Consider the following 18,092-nt stretch of genomic DNA (forward strand, 5'->3'; position numbering starts at 1 on the left):
CACCTGCATGTTGCCTGCAACCCGCTACGCTTAACTGATTAATCGAGCCCGAGCCGCAGCTACTGAGCGGCTCGGGCTGTCGTTTCTACTGAAGAGAACGTTGCATGAGTTCACTTATCCCTCTCAACTCTTCCCTGCACCAGCAGATGAAAGCGTGGCGCCATACCCTGCACAGCCACCCCGAAACCGCTTATGAAGAGGTCAGGACCTCGGCGATGGTCGCTGGCATCCTGCGTGATCTGGGTCTGGCAGTAGAAGTGGGGCTGGGAGGCACCGGTGTGGTGGCGACCCTGCAGGGCCGTCTTGGCGTCGGCGAGGCCATTGCCCTGCGTGCCGATATGGACGCGCTGGATGTCGAGGAAATGAACCAGTTTGCCCACTGCTCGACCGTCAAGGGCAAGATGCACGCCTGTGGTCATGATGGCCATACCACCATGCTGCTGGGAGCGGCCGCTCATCTGGCCGCCAACCCCGATTTTTATGGCACCCTGCACTTTATTTTTCAGCCTGCGGAAGAGAATGAGGCCGGTGCCAAAGCGATGATTGATGATGGCCTGTTCGAGCGCTTTCCGGTCAGTGCGGTCTACGGTATGCACAACTGGCCGGCGTTGCCTGCCGGGCAGGCCGCCGTCCATGCCGGGCCGGTGATGGCGGCGTTCGATACCTTTGAAATTGAAGTGAAGGGGCACGGCTGTCACGGTGCCATGCCGCACATGGGGGTTGACCCGATCCAGGTGGCGGCGCAGCTGGTGACCGCGTTGCAGAGCATTGTCAGCCGCAATGTCGATCCGCAGAAGTCCGCTGTGATCAGCGTGACCAGGATTGAAAGCGGCCATACCTTCAATGTGATCCCGGAAAGTTGCCACATGCTCGGCACCACCCGGTCTTTCGACCCTGCCGTGCGTGATCTGCTGGAGCAGCGCATGGGCGAGATGGTGACGCAGCTGTGCGCGGCACTGGGCTGTACCGGCATTCTGAAATACACCCGGCGCTATCCGGCCACCATCAATACTGCAGCAGATGCCGAACTGTGCCGCGCGGTACTCAGTGAGCAGCAGGGGATCGAGCAGGTGCACTGGAATGCTCCGGCCAGCATGGGCGCAGAAGATTTCGCCTTTATGCTGGAGCGGGTGCCCGGCTGCTATATCTGGATGGGCAATGGTTCCAGCAACCACAGCCACGGCCTGCACAGCCCCCACTACGACTTCAATGATGATATCCTGCCGCTTGGCGCCAGTTTCTGGGCGGGGCTGGTCTATCGTCGCCTTGGCCAGGGGTAAGCGCTGTTGCAAGAGCGATAAACGGTTCTCAGCACGAGTCTGGGCAGGTATGACGCCTGCCCGGATGTTGCTGGCATAGGCAGACAGCGAGGTGAAAACGTGCGTACCCGTGCCCTGAGGTATTTTGAAGTCGTGGCGCAGGAGGGCAGCATCCGCCGGGCTGCCGATGTATTGCATGTGGCCCCTTCAGCCATCAGCCGACAGGTGCAGAAACTCGAAGAGCAGCTCAGTGTCACCCTGATGCAGCGCCACAAGCAGGGCATGCTGCTGACTACGGCGGGTGATCAGCTGCTGCGCTTTATCCGCGATATGCGTCAGCGTGAAGACTATTTCCTTTCCCATCTGGCCGATGCCGAAGCGCTGAAAACCGGCACTCTGCGGCTGGCGACCGGCGGCGGCTTTATTTCCGATCTGATTGGCAATGCCATTGCCGACTTTGCCCGCACCTATCCCGGTGTCCGTATTGATCTGAATATCTGCGGCGGTGATGAAGTGATCCGGCTGGTGCAGGATGACGAGGCCGAGCTGGGGATTGTCTTCCACCAGCACAACAACGCCTGTGTGGAATCACTGCTGACCTGCCGTCAGCCGCTGGTGCTGATGGTCAGCCCGGAGCACCGGCTGGCCACCTGCACCGAACTGAGCCTGCAGGAAGTCGCCGGTGAAACCTTTGCGGTGCTGACCGAAGCCTTCCATATCCGGCAGCTGCTGACCCTGTGGGAAAATAAGTCACGTATCCATCTGCGTGCCCAGCTGACCTGCAACTCCTTCGATGCGCTCAAACTCTATGTCCGTACCGGGCTGGCGGTGACGGTGCTGCCACGCTTTTCCGCCTCCAGCGAGATTCGGGATGGCACCCTTCATGCCATTGATCTGGTCGATGAAGTGCTGACCAATACCTCGGTGCATCTGGTGATGCGCAAAGGGCGGCAGACCACCGCGGCGATGCAGACCATGCGGGACTATATAAGTCGTACCATGGAGGCGTTCAGCTGAGTCTTTACACGCTTTGCTGCGCGTCGGCCATACGGCGTTAAAAAGAGCCTCGGAATGCTCATTTAGCTGACTAAACTCCGCTTCCTCAGTTCTTTTTGCCTTGTCTGACCCTGGCTCGCGAAAGCGCTGGCAGCCTCTCGGAGTCTCTCTGTCGCTTTGCTGCGCGTCGGTCATACGGCGTTAAAAAGAGCTTCGGAATGCTCATTTAGCTGACTAAACTCCGCTTCCTCAGCGCTTTTTGCTTTGTTCGGTTATGCCTGTAAAAGCACAGGCATAAGGCGGCAAGGTGAACAGCGGCAGGCCGCCATTCACCTGCCTGTTGTCAGCAGGTCAGCATAAATTACTCACTGCCGTAACCAAACGCCTGCACTGGCTCGGCGGCGGTTTCCACCCAGACGCTCTTCACCTGCGTGTATTCGTACAGTGCTTCTACCCCGCTGGAGCGGCCGTGGCCACTGGCGCCGTAGCCACCAAACGGCGAGCTGACGTGGATGGTTTTATAGCCATTGATCCAGAACGTGCCTGCCCGCACGCTGGCGGCGACCCGATGAGCGCGGCCCACATCGCCGGTCCAGACTGCACCGGCCAGACCGAAACGGCTGTCGTTGGCCAGGGCAATGGCGTCGGCTTCATCACGGAAGGGAATCGCGACCACCACCGGACCAAAGACTTCTTCCTGCGCGATGTGCATCTGGTTGGTGGCCCTGAAAACGGTGGGACGCACAAAATAGCCGCTGCCGCAGTGCAGGGTGTTCAGGCAGTCCGGATCAACCAGCTCGGCCCCTTCGGCCCGGGCATCGGCGATCATCTTCTGTACATGGGCAAACTGTCTGGCGTTCTGGATCGGGCCTACCTCAGTGCTGCTGTCGAGCGGTGCGCCTACCTGAATGCGGGCTGCGGCCTTGCTCAGACGGTCAACGAAGTCGTCATAGATGTCGGCCTGAATCAGCAGCCGCGAACCGGCCACACAGCTTTGCCCGGCGGTGGAAAAAATGGCCGCCTGTGCGCCTTTCAGCGCCCGTTCCAGATCAGCATCGGCAAACACGATATTGGCCGACTTGCCGCCCAGTTCCAGTACACAGGGCAGAGTGCGTCTGGCCGCACTCTGGGCAATCAGGCTGCCGGTGGCCGGGGAGCCGACAAACACCACCTTGCTGATGGCCGGATGAGCGATGGCCGCCTGTCCGGCTGTGTGGCCATAGCCGGCGATCACATTGATCAGACCGTCAGGCAGCCCGGCCTGCTGCGCCAGCACACCCAGTGCCAGTGAGCTGAGCGGGGTCAGTTCCGACGGCTTCAGCAGCACGCTGTTGCCCATGGCCAGCGCCGGGGCCAGCTGCCAGCCAGCGGTGAACACCGGCGCGTTCCACGGGGTGATCTGCAGCACGGTGCCTATCGGCTCGCGCCGGGTGTAGTTGAGATGGCTGCTGGGGACCGGGATCACATCGCCGTAGAACTTGTCACACCAGCCGCTGTAGTACTCGAACATTTCCACGACTTTGGCGACTTCCACCCGGGCATCGCGCAGGGGTTTGCCTGCGCTGATGGCTTCCAGCAGTGCCAGTTGTTCAGCATTGTCTTCAATCCTGCGTGCCAGTCGCTGCAGCAGACGGCCACGCTGGGCATGGCTGAGCTGCCACCACTGGCGCTGGGCACAGGTGGCGGCGTCGGCGGCCATGGCCACCTGCGCAGCACTGGCATCGGCGTATTCCAGCAGTGGTGCCGAGGTGGCCGGGTCGAACAGGGTGATGCTGGCGCCTTCGCCGCTGACCAGCTGACCATTGATCCAGCTGCCAATGGCGGCGTCGGCAAAGAAGTGCTGCAGCATGGCAGACAGCAGAGTGGTGGTTTCAGAAGGAGTTGTCATGGCTAGACCTCGGTGTGTCAGGGGTGCTCAGGCGCAATGATGGGTTTGACGATGGCGTTAAAGTCTTCACCGTCGGCCAGGGTGCCGGCACTGGCTGCCCAGGTGGCGGCCACCTGATTGAGCAGGGCCAGATCAAGCCCCAGCTCATCAGCCAGCTGCTTGCCCAGACGCACATCCTTGCGCATCAGCTGCATGGTGAAGCCGGAATCGAACTGGCCGCTGAACACCCACAGTGGGAAATTCACCTCGCTGATACCGCTGCGACCGGAACCGGCACTGACGCCTTCCAGCACCCTGACCGGATCAACACCGGCCTGTTGTGCCAGCCGGACGATCTCGGCATTGGTCAGCAGATGAGCGGCACACAGCAGGTTGTTGGCGATCTTGGTGATATGCCCGGCACCGACCGGGCCGATGCAGGTGCGTTTGGCGGAGACGGCTTCCAGCACTGGTTGTGCCCGCTCGATATCCGCATCACTGCCGCCGAGTACCATGGAGAGGGTGCCGCTGGCCGCGCCTTTGGGGCCACCGCTGACCGGCGCATCGACAAAGCCGATCTGGCGTTCTGCCAGTGCTTTGGCCAGTGCCCGGCTGGTATCCGGGTGTGAGGTGGAGGTGTCGATCACCAGGCTGCCGCTGCGGGCCTGCGGCAGGATGTGGTTGATGACCACGGCTTCGACAATTTGTGCGGTCGGCAGCGACAGCAGCAGGATGTCGGCCTGCTGACAGAGGCTGGTCAGGTCATCCGCGATGGCCAGACCCTGGCTGGCCAGCTCACTGCAGCGGCCGCTGGATAAATCAAAACCGCTGACCTGCATGCCTTTGCTCAGCAGGGTCAGGGCCATCGGCCCGCCCATGTTGCCAAGGCCAATCACGCCGATGTGCAGGCGGTCGGAAGAAGGGGAAAGCGTCATCGTGGACATCTCCATATAGCTCGAATGAAGTCGCAAGGCGGGAGCAGAGGGGTCGTCTCAGCATGGAAGGCGGCAGAGTTGCGAACAATCACAATAAATGGGAGTTTTGTTGCTTTCAGAGCAACGCAGAATGGGAGGTGCAATGCGTTCGGGGATCAACTTGCAGCGGGTGGCGGTATTCTGCGAAACCGTGCGTCAGGGCAGCGTGCGGGCGGCAGCGGATATCCTCAACGTGGCACCGTCGGTGGTCAGCCGCCATATTGCGCAGCTGGAGAAGGAGCTGGGGATGGCGCTGATGGAGCGCCATCGGCGGGGCGTCAAAGTAACCGAAGCGGGGCTGCGGGTGCTGCAGTTCCAGCAGGAGCAGCTGGCGCAGGAGGAGGCCCTGTTCAGCGAGCTGCAGAGCCTCAATGGTCTGCATCAGGGGCAGGTGCGGCTGGTGGTGGGGGAAGGCTTTGTCAGTGATCTGATGAGTGCGCCACTGACGTCGTTTCGCCAGCGTTATCCGGGGCTCAGTTTCAGTGTGCGGCTGGCGGGCACCAACGAGGTGCTGCGCGAGATTCTCGACGATAGTGCCCATATCGGGCTGGTCTATTACCCGCCTGCCGACCCGCATATCCGCGTGCATGCGCGGGTGCCGCAGCCGCTGTGTGTGATCGTACCCGCCGGACATCCGCTCTGTGATGCGCCACCGCCGTTAACCATGGCGCAGTTGCAAAGCTATGCGCTGGCGGTGATGGAAGATGCCTATGGCACCCGCCACCTGTTGCAACGGGCGGAGCAGGAGGCGCAGATACACTTCCAGCCCTGTCTGACTACCAACAGCATTTCCGTGCTGCGGCGCTTTGTGCTGGAAGGCATGGGGCTGGCGTTTCTGCCCGCCTTTTCCATCGCCAGTGAACTGAGCAGCGGCGAGTTGCTGGCCCTGCCGGTGGCATCGAAGGTGTTGCAGGAGGCAGAAGCTCAGCTGATTACCCGTCTTGGCCGGCAGTTGCCGCCCGGTGCTCAGCGTCTGCTGCAGCATCTGGTCAGAAGTATGGGAGCCTTCAGTGGCGGCCAGTAGAGGGGCCGCAGCCATTTGAGTGATACATCGGGCTTTTCTATTTCTTATTTTTGATATATTTTCTCAAAAATAAGATTTGACGAGCGCTGAGCATGAGTGATTCCCCCTTTTCTGATGCCTTTGAGAGCCCTTCTGTGCCGCAGCCGGTAGCCGATGACGCCAGCCTGTCGGCGGTCGAGATTCGTCTCGCTCAGCGTCTGGCCAGCCTGCGCAGTGAGCGTGGCTGGTCGCTGGATGTGCTGGCCGAGCAGACCGGTATCAGCCGCGCTACTCTGGCACGGCTGGAACGCGGCCAGAGCAGCCCAACCACCGTGCAGCTCGGGCGGCTGTGCACGGCGTATGGCTTACCGATGTCCCACCTGATTGCTGAGGCGGAGGTCGAGCCACCGCAGTTGCTGCGCCATGACGAGCAGCAGGTCTGGGTTGATGCGGCGCTCGGCTTCGAGCGGCGGATGATTTCGCCGCCCTCCAGTGGCATGAAGGCCGAGCTGATTGAAGGCTATCTGCAGCCCGGCGCGGATATCCGTTATGACGCGCCGCCCGTGGCCGGGCTGGAGCAGCATATCTGGGTCAGGGAAGGGGTGCTGGAATACCACATTGATGATCAGCTATTCCGCCTGCAGGCCGGTGACTGCCTGCGTTTCCGGCTCTATGGCCGCTCCCGTTTTGTCTGCCCGGCAGCGCAGCCGGTGCGGTATCACATCGTTATCTGCCGTCCCTGACGGGTATCTGCGAGGGCTGTCATCGCGACAGCGTGTCACGCTATCTGAGGTGAAAAATGAAGGAACTAGCCGCTGCGGCAGAGGCCGTTGTCATTGAAGAGCTGACCGCCGAACAGGGGCTGGCACGACTGGATGAACTGGCCGACATTCTCCATGCCTGTGTGCTGGACGGTGCCAGTGTCGGCTTTGTGCTGCCGTTCAGCATCGAGCAGGCCAAACGGTTCTGGCTCGGCCAAAGCCAGAGCTGGCGCAGTGGCGGGCGTCTGCTGCTGGTGGCGCGACAGGGCCAGCGGCTGGTAGCAGTGGTGCAGTTGGGGATCGATACGCCGCCGAACGGCTCACACCGTGCTGAAGTCACCAAGCTGCTGGTGCATCCTGCAGCGCGCCGTCTGGGCATTGCCCGTCGGCTGATGGAAGAGGTGGAATGGCTGGCCCGCCGTCAGCAGCGCAGCCTGCTGATTCTCGATACCTGCAGTGGCAGCACGGCGGAAGGACTGTATCGCTCGCTGGGGTATGAGCTGGCCGGTCAGGTGCCGGGCTACGCCCAGTCGATTCACGGTGTGCCGGAAGCCACCAGCGTGATGTACCGTATGCTGCCCGGCTAATCACTGCTTGGTGTGGCTGTTGGCGGTTGTAAGGCATCCAGTTGCTGCTGGATTGTATCTCGCTGTGCCCGTGCCTCCGCCGCCGCTTCGCTATTGCCTAGCTGTTCTTCAATTAAAGCTATGTTGTGGTACGCAATAAGCAGGTCTTTCAGCACCGGCGGTATATCTCCCAGAGTCTGATGTAGTTGCTGGCACAGTTGCAAACTCAGTTGATAGTTATGCTGGGCAACAGTGGAGTCGCCTAGTTTGCGCTCAATATCGCCCTGCTTGTTATAAGAAACCGACAAGTCCCTTAGTACTTGCGGTGTATTGCCCAGGCTTTGCTGAAGTTGCTGACGCAGCTTCAAACTATGCTGATAGGCATCTTTAGCTTCAGCAAGATCGCCTAGTTCGCACTCAATTTCCCCCAGCCGTTCATAGGAAACCGACAGGTCTCTTAGTACTTGCGGTGTATTGCCCAGGCTTTGTTGAAGTTGCTGACGCAGCTTCAAACTATGCTGATAGGCATCTTTAGCTTCAGCAAGATCGCCTAGTTCGCACTCAATATCGCCCTGCTTGTTATAAGAAACCGACAAATCCCTAAGTATTTGCGGCGTATCGCCCAGGCTTTGCTGAAGTTGCTGACGCAGCTTCAAACTATGCTGATAGGCATCTTTAGCTTCAGCAAGATCGCCTAGTTCGTGCTCAATATCGCCCTGCTTGCTATAGGAAACCGACAAATCCCTTAGTACTTGCGGTGTATTGCCCAGGCTTTGCTGAAGTTGCTGACGCAGCTTCAAACTATGCTGATAGGCATCTTTAGCTTCAGCAAGATGACCTAATGCGTGTTCAACATTGCCCAACCTGGAATAGAGAGCCGACAAATTTCTAAGTACTTGCGGTGTATCGCCCAGGCTTTGCTGAAGTTGCTGGCACAGCTTCAAACCTTGCTGATAGGCATCTTTAGCTTCAGCAAGATCGCCTAGTTCGCGCTCAATATCGCCCAGATGGCTATAGGTAACCGACAAATCCCTTAGTGTCTGTGGTGCATTATTCAGGCTTTGCTGAAGTTGCTGAAACAACTCTGCGCTTTCGGTTGCCAGAGCTTGGGCATCCTGTAGCGCACTGATCTTTGTCAGTAGTGTTGCCAGTTCGCCCAGGCAGACAGCTACAGTACGTAAATGCAGATTGCTTGGCTTTTCCGTGTAACGCTTTCTGGCTGCCGTGAGTTTGTGTCGGGCTGCGGTAATAGCCTCCTGCAATTGGTCTGCCGAATAGACATCCTTATCCTGTGTATCATTGTTGCTGGCAGCTAAAGCCTCGCTCTCTGAGCGCTCCATTACGCTCATGGCAGGCAGAATAATAAGCTGCTGGCGCACGCTCCATAAATCCGGGGCGTATTCCACAATATGGGCACCAAATGAGTAGGGCAGTTGAAAAAATAGGGGGCTATTGATCTGGTTTTCCAGCTGCCATCGGCGTTTATTCAGCAGAGATAGGGTCTGCTCTCGCACGCTGTCCCACTGCTGCTCTGCATCCAGTGCTGACAATTCCAGCCAGATAGGCGTGCCCTGCTGATGCCCAGAATTGAAGATAGTCTCTGTTACCCACAGTGGAGCATTCTGCAACTGCTCAGGCTTAATCCAGCGTAGTGCTTTGGCGTGGGTGCGCATATAGTCCTGCACCCGCTGGCGTAGCTGGATGGCGGCACGCGTGTCTTCCACCAGCACGAAAAACAGGGCAAAGCCCTGGTGCCACTCCAGTATCAACCGGGTTTCGGCCCAGAGCGCCTCAAAGTTGCTGGGCGTGTAGCGGGTATCAGACATGGTTATGAATAATAGGGGGTACCTGATACCAGATACTGCCGTTCTGGTAGTTCAGCACCAGAGAGTGGTCGAACAGGCGAATAATGGGCGGTAAATCACTGTCCAGATTAGTGATTTGGCTGGCCAGATCGCCGCTGTGGTTCTTGCAGTGTTCCAGCCATTGACGGTCTTTGGCATTCAGCCAGTGGAAGTTCTTGGTTTCCTCAGTAATGGCCTGCTGCACTGGTGTGCTGTTGGTTTGCGCTATGGGGAAATCGACCCTGCCAAGAGAAGCTTTACGTGTGGCCAGTCGAATCAGTGAAAACATACGGCGCACGTTACCACCGGATAACCAGGCAAATTCTTCAATCACTTCTTGGCTGACATAGCGTTGCCAGTCGGCGAAACGTCTGTTGATGACTTCCACCATCTTGCCAATACCCTCTGCATTGCGCTGTGGCTCTTCATCATTACTAGGCTTATGCATAATTTTGAAGTTGGGCAATGAGAAGGTGCCGGAGTAGAACTGGTCGATATTGGGCAGTAACGCATGCAGGTAGGGTGGCACGGTGTAAATCACGGAAATATCGGGCATAGCAAGCCGTGCCGGGTTATTAAAAAATAGTTCTTTTAGTGAGTCGAACAGTACGTGTTCCAAACCACTGGGGGCAGACAGGCGCTCCAGTGAATCGACAACGAGCACCACCTTTTCTTGTCTACTCTGTTGTTGGATAGCAGCAGCGACCTCTGCTGCAAATTTGTTCGCTTCCTGAAAGAACTGACTGGACTGCTGAGCAAATTGGATCAACTCCTGCCTGAAGGTGACGTTTTCATGCAATGAGAACTCCACCTCTGCCCCCGGAGTGACGAACTTGGGTTTAAGTTCGACATTAGAGTTCATTACACGCTTAAAGCGATCCCAGATACTGTCTGTAAGAAATTTGTTGCCGTAGCGCTTTTGCACGGCTTCGCACAAGCCCGCCAGCACAGTAAAAATCAGCTCGGTTTGGCCAATTTTCGGATCATTGAGATCCAGATAGGCATCAGCACTGCAATAAAAAGCAGGAATACTGCCTTGGTTTAGCTCACCCATCAGGCGTTGCAGTTCGGTGGTTTTCCCAGCGCCACGCAGGCCAGAGAACAGATAGCAGCCAGGGCTGTCTTCCCATTCGATTGCCTGTTTCATTTCAGCAACGCAATCATGGGCCTGATCAGGTGCCCGATTGACGTAGTACGTCAGGACATCTTCATCGCGCTTGGCGGTATCCAGAAAGGCATTGTGGAAAGACTTAGGGTCCAGTGGTGGTGTGCTCATTTACGATTTCCATTGCCTGGGCAGCCAGTGATGACGAGGGAGGATAGCATGGGGCAATTGTGGCTGCCTATGCGCGTCGTCGGGCGGCGCTGCCCGGCTCCGCTATACTTGCTCTCGCAACCCGCCAATTGTGCATTTGCAGCAATTTCGTCTGTCATCTTATCGCGTCACGATAGTGTGAAAAGCTGACGTTCATTTTGCATGTAATGTCACTATAGTCACGTTGTATAAATTTGGGATATCCACTCGGGAGAGAAGATCATGCGGCGACTGGGTTTAGCTGTCGGCACCACAGTGCTGGCAGCATTGATGGTGTTCAGTTATATGGCCAGGGCCAGTGACTTTCCGGCACCAATGGATGACGTGATTCTCACCGTCAGCGGCGACATTAAGGCCAACAGTGGCAAGGATGTCGACTTCGACCGCGCCATGCTGGCCGCGCTGCCACAATCGGAAATCAACACCGGTACCCCCTGGACCGAAGGGGTTCACAACTACAAGGGCGTACTGCTGAAAGATCTGCTGAAGGCAGTCGACAGTCAGGGCAAGGAAATCATTGCCCGCGCGCTCAATGACTACCAGACCACCCTGACCACCCAGCATGTGGACAAGGATGGCGCACTGGTCGCCATGGAAGAAGACGGTCAGGCGCTGACCGTGCGCAACAAGGGGCCGCTGTGGGTGATTTTCCCGCTGACCGACCACCCCGAGCTGAATGTGCCCAGTATTCACAGCGCGATGATCTGGCAGCTGCGCGCCATTGTCGTTAATCCTTAAGGACGTCGGATGTTGTAGTGATCATGAAGAAGTGGCTGAACTCTCTGGTGCTGTACGGCGTCGCTCTGGTGTTCCTGGGTTTGTCAGCTATTTCTCTGAATGAATACTTTCACAACGCGCAGATCATTTCCTCGCATATCCAGCTGAGTGCCTGGTCACTGGCCCAGCTGGAGCTGGAACAGCAAAAATTCTTCAATAATCTGCGTCTGTTTCAGGCAGGCGCCATCAGCCATAAAGAGCTGATGTTGTCCTACGACATGCTGTGGAACCGGCTGACCATCTTCCTTGAGGGCGACGAGAACCGCGACATTCGCAGCCGCTTCCATGCTGATAAAACCGTCGGTGAGTTCTTCGATCTGCTCAGGAAGCTGGAACCGACCATGCTGCACCTGAAGCAGAGTTCAGAGCCCATCAGTCAGCTGGTGCAGGACGTTGCAGGCTATCAGTCACGGATTCGTGAGCTGATGGTGCTCAATTTCACCGGCCCGGAAGCCTCCAAGCAGCTGGACGGCATACGCCAGTCGCAGCGCATTCTCGCATTCAATATTTCCGGACTGGTCCTCAGTGGCTGCCTGCTGGTGTTTTACCTGTTACGTCAGTCACGGCGTTACAACCAGCTGGCGCTCAGTGATTCCCTGACCGGGCTGGCCAATCGCAGTGCCTTTCAGCAGCAGTTAAATCTGACCTTCAGCCGCCGCCAGCGCGGTCTTTCGGCGTTATGTCTGATCGATCTGAACAACTTCCGTGAGGTGAACCTGACCCTGGGACAGGCGCAGGGTGACGATATGCTCAAGCGCGTGGCCCAGCGTATCCGGGCGCATCTGCGTCAGCAGGATATGGTGGCGCGTCTGGACAGCGATGACTTTGCCATCATCCTCAGAGACCTCGACAGCCGTGAGGAAGGCCTCGGTCTGATGCGTTATCTGCAACGGGTGCTGGTGTTCGAGTATCTGGCACAGGACAAGGTATTTCAGGTGGATGTCGGTATCGGCGTGGCCTTTATGCACGATGTCGTTTCCGCCGATGACATCATGCTGGAAGCCAGCCTTGCCCTCAGCGAAGCCAAACGCAGCAAGGAGCATTCGGTTGCCCTGTTTGAGCCGTGGATGAGTGAGCAGGAGCATCGCCGCCGTGAGCTGCTGTCATCGCTTCGCCGTCTGCTGGAGGGGGGCGTGGTGGATGGTGCGCTGCGTCTGGTATATCAGCCGGTCTACCGTCTCAGCGATCAGGCCATGCTGGGTGCTGAGGCGCTGATCCGCTGGGCACATCCGCACTATGGCAATATTCCGCCACCCGAACTGATCGAGCTGGCGGAAAACAACGGTCTTGGTCGTGCCCTGGGGGAATGGCTGTTCAGCCGTCTGCAGTTTGACCGTGATGTCAACCGGGTGATATGGCCAGACGGGATGACGGTGGCGCTTAACCTGTCACCCAGCCTGTTTCATGCGGGTCTGCCCGACTGGGTAGCGGGTCAGTTGCAGCGCACGGGTTTCCGCGCGGAACAGCTGGTGCTGGAGATTACTGAGAACATCACCATGGTTGACTTCCAGCGTTCCAAACAGATTCTCGAAGCCCTCAAACAGATGGGCATCAAGGTGGCACTGGATGATTTCGGCACCGGCTACTCTTCACTGTCCTACCTGCGCGAGCTGAAGGTCGACAAGCTGAAGATTGACCGCAGTTTCGTCCATAACCTGCATGAAGATCAGAACCAGCGCATGTTCGTTATGAGCATCGTCCAGCTGGCCCATCATCTGCAGGTGCAGGTGGTCGCAGAAGGCATCGAGTGCCGCCCCGAAGAGCTGCTGGCGACGGAGCTGGGCTGCGATGAAGGGCAGGGTTATCTCTATGCCCGACCACTGGAAGCCAGCCATCTGCCCGGTATGTGGCTGGTGGGTCATCAGCAGGCTCTGCACTGAGAGCCTGCGCAACCGGCTGACTACTCTGTTATTCAGGCAGATATCAGGTTATTCAGGCAGATATCAGCGGCTTGTGACTGGCCGCGTACTCGGCAGCGATGGCCGCACTGATCCCGGCAATAACGGCACTGCAGGCATCCCAGTCAGCTTTCGCCTGAGTGATGTAAATACTCAGCAGCAGCGGCTTCTGGCCCGGCGGCCAGAGGATAGCGACATCGTTGGCCGTGCCGTTATCGCCGCTGCCGGTCTTGTCACCCACTTGCCATGTCTTTGGTACACCTTTGCGAATACGGCTGCCACCGGTGGTGTTATCCCGCAGCCACTGGCCAAGCTGTTGCTGGCTTGCTGTCGAGAGTACGTCACCGAGGAGCAAGCGCTGCAAATTGGAGGTCATTGCCTCTGGTGTTGTGGTGTCTCGCGGATCATTGTCGATGGCCGTGTTCAGGGCGGTTTCCCAACGGTCCAGTCGCGATACGCCATCACCCATGCTGCGGGCAAAATCCGTCACCGCCTGCGGCCCACCCAACTGGCTGATAATCAGATTGGCGGCAGTATTGTCGCTGTAGGTCATGGCCGCATGGCAAATCTCGCCAAGGCTCATGCCTTCCGGTTTACCGGCAAACGCTTTGGAAATCGGTGAGTAACTCACTACATCCTGCTGGTTAAAGGTCAGGCGCTGTGTCAGCGACAGCCTGCCTTCATCCACCTGCTTCAGAATGGCGCTGCAGGCCAGCACCTTGAAGGTGCTGCACATGGCAAAGCGCTCGTTGCCACGATGGCTCCAGCCCATGCCCGTATCGGTATCCAGCAGGCTCACGCCAATTTTTCCCTGCAGTTTTCTTTCTCCGTTGCGCACGGCCTCAGCAAGGCCCGGGTGCTCCGCGGCCAGTGTGAGCGGGGAAAGCGCTGCACCGCATAGTGCAGCAAGTGCCAGCACACTGCTGTGGCTAAGAAACTGTCGGCGACTCGATGGCATGGGGTGTCTCCTGATAGTTAATCTAGGGTTTCAGTGAAAGAAGAGAGCAGGGAGTGCCGGGTGTATGGCACAAATACAATGGCACTTCCCTGATATTTTCTGCCCTGGCCAGGGAGTAAAAGGATTCTAGAGATGTACGGATGGCTCAGGCAAAGTATCTTATTTTGCCTCTGGTATTAGTTTTTTTAGGGTCGAATGTTTTTGGAATGTTAAGCCACGACGCCTGATAAGGAGCTTTGCATGCAGCGTCCGCATTTGCCGTTAAAAGCGCTGTTAGCTTTTGAAGCTGCCGCCCGCCATTTAAGTTTTACTCTGGCGGCGCAGGAAATGAATGTGACACAGGCGGCCGTGAGCCATCAGGTAAAGGCGCTGGAAGAACGTCTGGGCGTGACGCTGTTTCGCAGGCTTTCCCGCGGGCTGGCCCTGACGCCTGAAGGTGAGGCCCTGCTGCCAAGCCTTCGGCGCTCGTTTGACACGATGGCGCACTCCCTGCGGCAAGTCAGTGAAAGTCAGGGCAAGCAGCCATTGACCATCGGTGTCGTGGGCACTTTCGCAACGGGCTGGCTATTGCCTCGGCTGGTGGACTTTTATCAGCAGTTTCCGTGGATCGATCTGCGGCTGTCGACCCATAACAACCGGGTCAATCTGGCGGAAGAAGGGCTGGATCTCGCCGTGCGTTTTGGTGACGGCGCCTGGCACGGCACGCTGGCAGAACCCCTGATGGCCTCGCCGCTCACTCCTCTGTGCACACCTCAGATGGCCGCGCAACTCACGGATGTTGAGGGCTTGCTGCGCTGCCAGCTGCTGCGTTCCTATCGGGAAGAGGAATGGAGCGAGTGGTTTACCGCAGCCGGTTTGCCCGGTGCCTTGCCGCTGCGAAGTCCCATTCAGTTTGACTCTTCCCTCACCATGATGGAGGCCGCTCGACAGGGTCACGGCGTGGCGCTGGCGCCGGTGGCGATGTTCCGCAGCTGGGTGGAAGCTGGCTGGGTATGTCAGCCTTTTGCTGCACAGGTGGCGATGGGCCGCTACTGGCTGACGCGACTGCGCAATCGTGATGAAACCGCGGCCATGCGGACGTTTAGTGAATGGCTACAGCAGGCCATGGATAAGGAACTGATATAAGCCGCGGGCGAGGGGCACTGGCAACGACGCTGAGTGTATTGGCCCGCTGGGCTCAGGCCAGAACGCTACACTTCACTCTGCCGTCAGCCCCGCATTCTCTTCCTGCCCTGAGTGCATCGGTCACACGGCGGCATTCGGCGTCAAAGTGGTAAAAGGTGACGCCCTGCCACTGGCCGCAGCCGCTATACCTAATGTGAGCCAGTCTGGGCAGCTCGCGATCCATCGGCAGGCTGGGCAAGAGAGGGCAGATGACAAGCCGGGCATTCAACTCGATGCCAGCAGGGCAGGGCGCGGCCATGCTTTGCTGGCTGTGTGCGGTACTGTTGCTGGTGGGGCAGGCCGCCTTTGCCGCTGACGCAGACAGCCTGCCTGAACCTCAGGGTAAGGTCGTCCTGACCATCAGTGGTGCGCTGCAACAGCGTAATCGTGGTAATGAGGCGCAGTTTGATCTGGCCATGCTGCAGGCCATGAAGCAATACGACATCGTCACTGTCACCCCCTGGACCGAAGGTCTGCACCGCTACCGTGGTGTCCGGCTCAGCGAGCTGCTGGCGCGGGTGGGCGCCAAAGGTGACTGGGCCATCGCCTACGGTCTGGATGACTTTCATGCCCGGGTCGATCTGTCGCTGGCCAGCCAACATGGAGCCATCATCGCCCTGTTTGCCGATGGTCACGCACTGACGGTGCGTAGCAAAGGCCCGCTGTGGCTGATCTTCCCTTTGTCAGATGCACCCCAGCTGGATACGCCCGCTGTGGCTAATCAGATGGTCTGGCAACTCAATCACCTGCAGCTGGAACCCTGAGCCATGGCCCGGTTGCGCCCCTGGCTGCTGTACCTCATGGTGCTGGTGTTTGTGCTGCTGTCGGGGTTCTCCATCGCCGGTTATTTCACCAACGTGCACCTGGTGTCAGTGCAGCAGCAATCCAGCGCCTGGTCACTGTCACAACTGCAGCTGCAACTGCAGCGCTTCTGCCTGTCGTTGCAGTTGTACGAGGCGGGCAGGCGCGACAAGGAACAACTGCAGCTCAGCTACGACCTGCTGTGGAGCCGGGTCGATATCTTTCTGCAGGGTCGTGACAGCGAGGCCTTGCGGCGGCAGCCGGGAGTGACCGAGCAGATCTCCCAGCTGGCGGCTCTGCTGCGCGCCAACGCCGATACCATCAGCGCCCTGCCAGACGGAGAAAGTACCGGCAGCATGGTGCTGGGCGGTGTGTTTAACCCCTTTCAGGAGGTGATCAACACCATCATGGTGGATACCCTCACCAGTTCAGAATCACTGCAGTCATTACGCACAGTGGAGCGGGCGCAGCAGCAGCTGGCCTTCAGCCTGATCGGTCTGGTGATCAGCGGCCTGTTGCTGGCGCTGTACCTGCTGCGTCAGTACCGCCGCTATACCCTGCTGGCCCTGCATGATCCGCTGACCTCGCTGGCCAATCGCAGTGCCTTTCAGATGCAGTTGCAACAGGCTGCACATCAGCCGGGCGATGCCCTGCTGTGCCTGATCGATCTCAATCAGTTCAGGGAGGTCAACCTGACCCTCGGTCAGGCTCAGGGAGATGCCATGCTGCAGCGTACCGGGCGCCGTCTGCGCAGCAATCTGCCAGCCACGGCGGTGATCGCCCGGCTGGAAAGTGATGACTTTGCCGTGCTGCTGACCGATATGGCTGACCAGAGTGTGGTGCTCTGCCAGCTGCAGCAGTTACAGCAGGCACTGGTGTTTGAGTACTTCCTGCCGGACCGGGTGTTTCAGGTGCGTGCCAGTATCGGCCTGGCGCTGAGTAAGGGGGGCTTTGATGCTGACACCCTGCTGGCTCAGGCCAGCATGGCGCTGGATCAGGCCAAGCGCAGCCACAGCAGCACTCCGGTACTGTTTGCCGATGCCATGGCGGTGGCCGCCAGCCGACGGCGTGCCTTGCTGGAGTCCATCAGTATGGGCTTGATGGATGTCTCCATCAGCAACCCTTTGCGGCTGGTGTATCAGCCGCTGTACGCACTGGACTGCCGGGAAATGACGGGTATGGAAGTGCTGGTGCGCTGGCAGCATCCTGAGTTCGGTGCCATCGCGCCGCTGGAAATCATCGAGCTGGTGGAAAACAGCGGCCTTGGCCAGACCTATGCCAACTGGCTGCTGGAGCGCATTCGCCACGATCTGCAGCTGGATGAACTGCCCTGGCCATCGCATCTGCGCATTGCCATTAACCTCTCGCCCTCGATTTTCACCACTCAACTGCCGCAATGGCTCGACAGCCGGCTGACGCAGATCGGCCTGCCTGCCGCGCAGCTGCTGGTGGAAATCACCGAAACCATCGCCATGGTGGAGTTCAAGCGCAGCCAGTTCATCATCAACGAGCTGCATAAACTGGGCATCACTGTGGCGCTGGATGACTTCGGTACCGGTTACTCATCGCTGTCCTACCTGCGTGAATTACAGGTCGACAAGCTGAAGATCGACAAGAGTTTTATCCGCCAGCTGCATGCCGACAGTAAACAGCGCATGTTCGTTCGTCATATTGTGCGGCTGTCGCACTATCTCGACGTCCGCGTAGTGGCCGAAGGGATCGAAACGGAAGCAGAGGAGCGGATGGCCCACAAGCTCGGCTGTGATGAAGGCCAGGGCTATCACTATGCCCGGCCGCTGGAGGCCGAGGCCATGCGTGTACGACTGGGGCAGGAGCGTCTGCCCAAACCCCTGCCTCATGCCCATGGCTCATGACAGCCGGCGGCCAGACTTCTACACTTAGCGCGGAA

15 protein-coding genes are annotated in these 18,092 nt (G+C 58.4%); 10 read left to right on the forward strand and 5 right to left on the reverse strand.

Annotated features, from left to right (window positions below):
• Window positions 1–104: 104 nt before the first annotated feature.
• Complete coding sequence (locus QCD60_RS14355) at window positions 105–1,280, forward strand: M20 family metallopeptidase (RefSeq protein WP_279786396.1); 1,176 nt, start codon at window positions 105–107, stop codon at window positions 1,278–1,280.
• Between the two features lie 99 nt (window positions 1,281–1,379).
• Entirely contained in the window at window positions 1,380–2,276 is an 897-nt protein-coding gene (locus tag QCD60_RS14360; RefSeq protein WP_279786399.1) for a LysR family transcriptional regulator, read from the forward strand.
• A gap of 340 nt (window positions 2,277–2,616) precedes the next feature.
• On the opposite strand, the gene QCD60_RS14365 is transcribed toward QCD60_RS14360, so the two are convergent.
• Window positions 2,617–4,143, reverse strand: coding sequence for an aldehyde dehydrogenase family protein (locus tag QCD60_RS14365; protein WP_279786401.1), 1,527 nt, complete (start codon window positions 4,141–4,143; stop codon window positions 2,617–2,619).
• 17 nt (window positions 4,144–4,160) lie between these two features.
• Window positions 4,161–5,057: an NAD(P)-dependent oxidoreductase gene (locus tag QCD60_RS14370; protein ID WP_279786403.1), complete on the reverse strand. Its 897-nt coding sequence runs from the start codon at window positions 5,055–5,057 to the stop codon at window positions 4,161–4,163.
• Window positions 5,058–5,199: 142 nt separating this feature from the next.
• Here QCD60_RS14370 and QCD60_RS14375 point away from each other — a divergent pair, with 142 nt between their 5' ends.
• The 3 genes from QCD60_RS14375 (at window position 5,200) to QCD60_RS14385 (ending at window position 7,447) form a co-directional block, all read left to right on the forward strand.
• Window positions 5,200–6,120, forward strand: a complete 921-nt coding sequence (locus QCD60_RS14375; RefSeq protein ID WP_279786405.1) for a LysR family transcriptional regulator — start codon at window positions 5,200–5,202, stop codon at window positions 6,118–6,120.
• A gap of 92 nt (window positions 6,121–6,212) precedes the next feature.
• Window positions 6,213–6,842: an XRE family transcriptional regulator gene (locus tag QCD60_RS14380; protein ID WP_279786407.1), complete on the forward strand. Its 630-nt coding sequence runs from the start codon at window positions 6,213–6,215 to the stop codon at window positions 6,840–6,842.
• 56 nt (window positions 6,843–6,898) lie between these two features.
• Window positions 6,899–7,447, forward strand: coding sequence for an N-acetyltransferase (locus QCD60_RS14385; protein WP_279786409.1), 549 nt, complete (start codon window positions 6,899–6,901; stop codon window positions 7,445–7,447).
• Here QCD60_RS14385 and QCD60_RS14390 read toward each other — a convergent pair.
• Entirely contained in the window at window positions 7,444–9,252 is a 1,809-nt protein-coding gene (locus tag QCD60_RS14390) for a tetratricopeptide repeat protein (protein ID WP_279786411.1), read from the reverse strand. The genes QCD60_RS14385 and QCD60_RS14390 overlap by 4 nt on opposite strands.
• A complete protein-coding gene (locus QCD60_RS14395) occupies window positions 9,245–10,546 on the reverse strand; it encodes a hypothetical protein (RefSeq protein ID WP_279786413.1) in 1,302 nt (433 codons plus the stop codon). Before QCD60_RS14395 ends, QCD60_RS14390 begins: the two co-directional genes overlap by 8 nt.
• Window positions 10,547–10,807: 261 nt before the next feature.
• On the opposite strand from QCD60_RS14395, the gene QCD60_RS14400 reads away from it, so the two are divergent.
• The gene (locus tag QCD60_RS14400; RefSeq protein WP_279786415.1) at window positions 10,808–11,323 is read left to right on the forward strand and encodes a molybdopterin-dependent oxidoreductase; all 516 of its coding nucleotides are present in this window, start codon (window positions 10,808–10,810) and stop codon (window positions 11,321–11,323) included.
• A 23-nt stretch (window positions 11,324–11,346) separates the two neighbouring features.
• On the forward strand, window positions 11,347–13,242 hold the full coding sequence (locus QCD60_RS14405; RefSeq protein WP_279786417.1) for a bifunctional diguanylate cyclase/phosphodiesterase: 1,896 nt from the start codon (window positions 11,347–11,349) through the stop codon (window positions 13,240–13,242).
• Window positions 13,243–13,294: 52 nt separating this feature from the next.
• On the opposite strand, the gene bla is transcribed toward QCD60_RS14405, so the two are convergent.
• Entirely contained in the window at window positions 13,295–14,218 is a 924-nt protein-coding gene (gene bla, locus QCD60_RS14410) for a class A beta-lactamase (protein ID WP_279786419.1), read from the reverse strand.
• Between the two features lie 240 nt (window positions 14,219–14,458).
• Between bla and QCD60_RS14415 the strand changes: the two genes are divergently transcribed.
• From QCD60_RS14415 to QCD60_RS14425, 3 genes are all read left to right on the forward strand, one after another.
• The gene (locus tag QCD60_RS14415) at window positions 14,459–15,343 is read left to right on the forward strand and encodes a LysR family transcriptional regulator (RefSeq protein WP_279786421.1); all 885 of its coding nucleotides are present in this window, start codon (window positions 14,459–14,461) and stop codon (window positions 15,341–15,343) included.
• Window positions 15,344–15,591: 248 nt separating this feature from the next.
• Window positions 15,592–16,146: a molybdopterin-dependent oxidoreductase gene (locus tag QCD60_RS14420; RefSeq protein WP_279786423.1), complete on the forward strand. Its 555-nt coding sequence runs from the start codon at window positions 15,592–15,594 to the stop codon at window positions 16,144–16,146.
• Window positions 16,147–16,149: 3 nt separating this feature from the next.
• Entirely contained in the window at window positions 16,150–18,057 is a 1,908-nt protein-coding gene (locus QCD60_RS14425; RefSeq protein WP_279786425.1) for a GGDEF and EAL domain-containing protein, read from the forward strand.
• The last annotated feature ends 35 nt before the right edge of the window (window positions 18,058–18,092 follow it).

It is taken from the genome of Pokkaliibacter sp. MBI-7, assembly GCF_029846635.1.
Classification (GTDB): Bacteria; Pseudomonadota; Gammaproteobacteria; order Pseudomonadales; family Balneatricaceae; genus Pokkaliibacter.